Genomic DNA, 238 nt, shown 5'->3' with positions numbered 1-238 from the left:
ATGAAGGCGATCATGGCTTGGACCGGCGGTCGAGCTCCGCCATCGCAAAATACGCGCTTGCCTTGCGCAGGATCTCATTGGCCTGCCGAAGCTCGCGGTTCTCCCGCTCCAGCGCCTTCAGCTTCTCGGCCATGTCAGTCGGAACGCCGGCCCACTGCCCGCTATCGATCTCGGCCTTCTTGACCCAGTCATGCAGCGTCTGCGGCGTGCAGCCGATCTTCGCGGCAATCGATGTCAC

1 pseudogene is annotated in these 238 nt (G+C 63.0%); it reads right to left on the bottom strand.

The features are described 5' to 3' along the window. A pseudogene (locus tag AC0L3A_RS41150) lies at window positions 1–238 on the bottom strand (transposase); the annotation flags it as partial.

The organism is Bradyrhizobium sp. MI1.3, from assembly GCF_055811695.1.
The sequence above is the reverse complement of the archived record's forward strand: the minus strand, read 5'-3'. Positions and strand labels throughout refer to the sequence as shown.